The sequence below is a fragment of the Paenibacillus sp. N119s genome (assembly GCF_059447605.1).
Window position 1 is genome coordinate 1 of sequence record NZ_JCAJRU010000352.1, and the last position, 3,570, is coordinate 3,570.

The 3,570-nt window shown below is 43.1% G+C and carries 3 protein-coding genes and 1 pseudogene; 2 read left to right on the top strand and 2 right to left on the bottom strand.

The genetic code is table 11. The annotated features are described in order from the left end of the window. The first annotated feature begins 90 nt into the window (after window positions 1–90). Window positions 91–1,167 carry a hypothetical protein gene (locus AC5V8P_RS24315; RefSeq protein WP_063212169.1) on the top strand — a complete coding sequence of 359 codons (1,077 nt, stop codon included), beginning with the start codon at window positions 91–93 and terminating at the stop codon, window positions 1,165–1,167. 121 nt (window positions 1,168–1,288) lie between these two features. On the opposite strand, the gene AC5V8P_RS24320 is transcribed toward AC5V8P_RS24315, so the two are convergent. Next, complete coding sequence (locus AC5V8P_RS24320; RefSeq protein ID WP_064795692.1) at window positions 1,289–1,846, bottom strand: GNAT family N-acetyltransferase; 558 nt, start codon at window positions 1,844–1,846, stop codon at window positions 1,289–1,291. A 59-nt stretch (window positions 1,847–1,905) separates the two neighbouring features. Then, complete coding sequence (gene tadA, locus AC5V8P_RS24325; RefSeq protein WP_064795691.1) at window positions 1,906–2,406, bottom strand: tRNA adenosine(34) deaminase TadA; 501 nt, start codon at window positions 2,404–2,406, stop codon at window positions 1,906–1,908. Window positions 2,407–2,735: 329 nt separating this feature from the next. On the opposite strand from tadA, the pseudogene AC5V8P_RS24330 reads away from it, so the two are divergent. Further along, window positions 2,736–3,570 (top strand): annotated as a pseudogene (locus tag AC5V8P_RS24330) (PAS domain-containing sensor histidine kinase); the annotation flags it as partial.

Below are 3,570 nucleotides of genomic sequence, written 5' to 3' on the forward strand. Positions count from 1 at the left end.
GCCGTTTGTGAATATGAGTTAAAATAGAGGGTGTGTATTTTTTTGTTAGTATAAAAAAGGGGTTAATTATGAGAGGAGAGAATCTACACAATGAGTAAAAAGTTATCCGTCTTGGTCCTCACTATGGTGTTGCTTATGACGGTAGCGCTGGTAGGTTGTAGCAAGAAGTTAGAACCGAAAGAAGCGGTTACGACTGGTACAGCAAATGCTATGAAGTTGAATTCCTACGAATCCAAAAGTCAATTTACCGTTAAGGAACTGGCAATTACCTCCGCTTCTGTTCCGGCTGAACAAAGTGCAATGGTAACTAGCATGCTGAAAAATGCAGACATTACGCTGGATGGTGTATACCAAAAGGAGCCCTTCCAATCTGAAATGACGCTTGGCATTCATTTGAAAGGTGATCTTTCTACCAACTTTACGATTCCAATGGTCATGACTAAAGATAAATTGTACGTGAAAATTCCTAATATTCCATTCTACCCGCTTCCACAGGATGTTGTAGGTAAATTCCTGCTGATTGATCCACAAGAACTGGCTAAGCAATCGGGACAAGAATTTAACCCAGCAACCATGGATCAGGAAAAATCGCAAAAATTTGCGAATGAAGTGATTGCTGCTATCATGAACGAGTATGATCAAGCTACGTATTTCTTTGATATTGATCCTAAAGACGCTAAATTGCCACAAGGCGTTGAAGCAAAACAAGTGGTTCAATTTAAAATCACAAACGACAATGTGAAGCAAGCGACTAATACATTTATCACTAAGGCGCTGCCTAAGGTCCTTGATATAATGTCTAAAGACGAATATGCTGGCATGCTTCAAGTGAAGAAAGAAGAACTGGCTGAAGCGAAGAAAGAACTGCAATCCAACACCAGCGAAGTTAGCAAAAAGTTGGATGAGTTGAAGAACTATCTGACAGTGAAACAGTTTGACGTTAACACTGCTTTGAACAAGGATAACGTTCCTGTGTATCAAGATCTGAATGCGAACGTGGAAGTGAATGATCCTTCTACGAAAGATAATGTGAAGTTGTCTGTAACAGGATACTCGCAATACAGCAAGATCAATGAAAAAGCAGCATTTAAAGTGGGTATCCCAACAGCTGATCAAGTCCTGACGATCGAACAACTGCAACAAAAAATGCAAACTGTATCTCCTTAAACAGGGGATGACATCATTATAAACATCACTCCTTCGGAGGGGATGTAAGAAAACCGCTCGGCATAAGCCGAGCGGTTTTTTTTGTCTATGATTAAGTTGTTTTTCGTGCAGTATGAGTTCGTCACACGTTATCCTCAGCTAGAATCGCGAACATCTGATGATCTTGCCATTCGCCCTGAATCTGTACCAGCTTGCGAGCAATACCTTCCGGCTGAAAGCCACATTTCTGTAATACACGTTGTGAGCGATTATTATGCAGAAGGGTACCTGCCTGGAGACGATGTAGAGATAAGGCACGGAAGGCATACTGTATGATTAGCTTTAAAGCAGCTGTCATATGCCCCTTTCCCTGCTCCTGTTGATCCATCATATAGCCGACATCGGCGAACTGACCAACTCCACGCACCAGGTTGGAAATAGAGATATAGCCTATCAAACGTTCTTGTTTTAAGAGAAAGATACCAAATAAGTAGCCTCGATCTTCTTCCGCTTGGCGCAATCTCTGACGGATATAATCCTGTTGTTTCTCTAAAGTAAAAAATGAATCCTCATAAAGCGGTTCATAGGGCGCATGAGAGTCCCTATTTCGAAGCCTAAGGCCGAGAAGGGCTTCGCTATCCTCTAAGCCTAGAGGACGTAAAAAGATACCCTGAGGCGTGTTATACAAGCCCATAGGCATGGGTTGATCTCCTTTCATGGGGAATTAGCAGTGAAATGAGAACTTTGGCCTTGTTCTCCTCAGGATGGAGAGGGGGGAAGAGACGATTTGGCAGCCGCTCTTTTCTGCCGGAGCTGCCGGAAAAAGTTTGTTAGCAAGGAGGCACATTCCTCTTGAAGTACACCACTGGTTACTTCTGTACAATGGTTAAAGCGAGGCTCCTGCAATAAATTCATTAGCGTGCCTGCGCAGCCTGCCTTGGGATCTGTAGTGCCATATATTAAATGGGGGACACGCGATTGCACAATGGCTCCAGCGCACATCGGGCACGGCTCCAAAGTGACATACAACCTGCAATCCAGCAGGCGCCAGGCTCCCAGATGCTCACTGGCCTGCCGAATGGCAACCATCTCTGCATGTGCGGTTGGGTCGGTATCGGTTTCGCGCAAATTGTAGCCACGACCGATAATTTCATTATCTTTTACAATGACAGCTCCGATGGGGACTTCACCCAACGCTTCTGCCTTGTACGCTTCCTGAATGGCTTCTTTCATCCAATAGGCGTGATCCATAGTGGTCACTGGGGAATTGCTCCTTTCAAACGTCGGAATTATCCAACGAACAAGTATTCCGTTGTTAACATGATGTGAATAAAATTGTGGATAACACCATACTTGTCCACATATTTATCCACAGTTTATAATAACTTCTGTGTATTTGTGGACTAAATGTGGATGATTATCTTATTACATTGTAGGTAAATGCTCGCCTATTGACAACATTGTTCACAAGATGTGTATTTATGTATATCCGGTAAATGTAAATGCTGGTATCCCAGACGCTATTACGGTATCATTGAGTTAGCAATTGCCAGTAATCGCCAGCATACGGCAAGAGGTGAGAAATCAGTGTGTCGATAAAAATCAGAATAACGATCATTTTGTCAGGGTCGGTCCTATTTATCCTGTTGTTAAACATCGCACTCAATTACTACACGACCCATGAAAATCTAAGAAGTGACAGTGAAACCAAAATGGTTCTGACGGCTAAAATTATCGGAGGAGCTATTGAACAAAACCGGCATAGCTGGGAAGCCGTTGACAAGCAGCTCGGATATAATTTGTGGCTTTCTGCTACGTTGGCTGCTAATCAGCTCGATTCCGACATCCGAAATATCCAGCAGAAACAGCTACAACAAATAGCTACACTCCACAGGGATATTAATATTTCTTTGATAATCCGAGAAGGACAGGGATATAAGGTTGTCAAATCTTCGAATCCTAAAGAGCTAACGTCATCCGACCCATTGACAGGGCATTGGAAAAATGCAGTTGACCAATTATATGAGCATGGACAGGTGGCTATGGCACATGGCCAGAATCTGGACCATTTTTGGACCAGTTCATTTGACTACACAGATTCAGGCTTTGCACATATCAATAAATGGGGATTCTATTATGACCAAAAACGTAACTACTTAATTCGAATATCCTTCCAGGATACTTCTGTCCAGGATTTTATACCTATCCTGAGCCCAGCTGAGATTGTGAAGCAGACTCAGCAAGTGGATTATCGCATTTTGGAGATAACAGGAATCAACCCTGCAACCTTTGGTGGCGCTACGATGGACAAAAACGGTAACGACCGAAAGTACTATTACATGTACAACAAACCGATCCAATTCGGCACATATCAACTAGCGAGAGTGCCAGAGGATCGTTTGGCCGTGTCCAGGGCGATTCTCT

Excerpts from the sequence above, each read along its gene's own strand:
- AC5V8P_RS24320 (WP_064795692.1), bottom strand. The coding sequence starts at position 1,846 with ATGCCTATGGGCTTGTATAACACGCCTCAGGGTATCTTTTTACGTCCT.
- AC5V8P_RS24315 (WP_063212169.1), top strand. The coding sequence starts at position 91 with ATGAGTAAAAAGTTATCCGTCTTGGTCCTCACTATGGTGTTGCTTATG.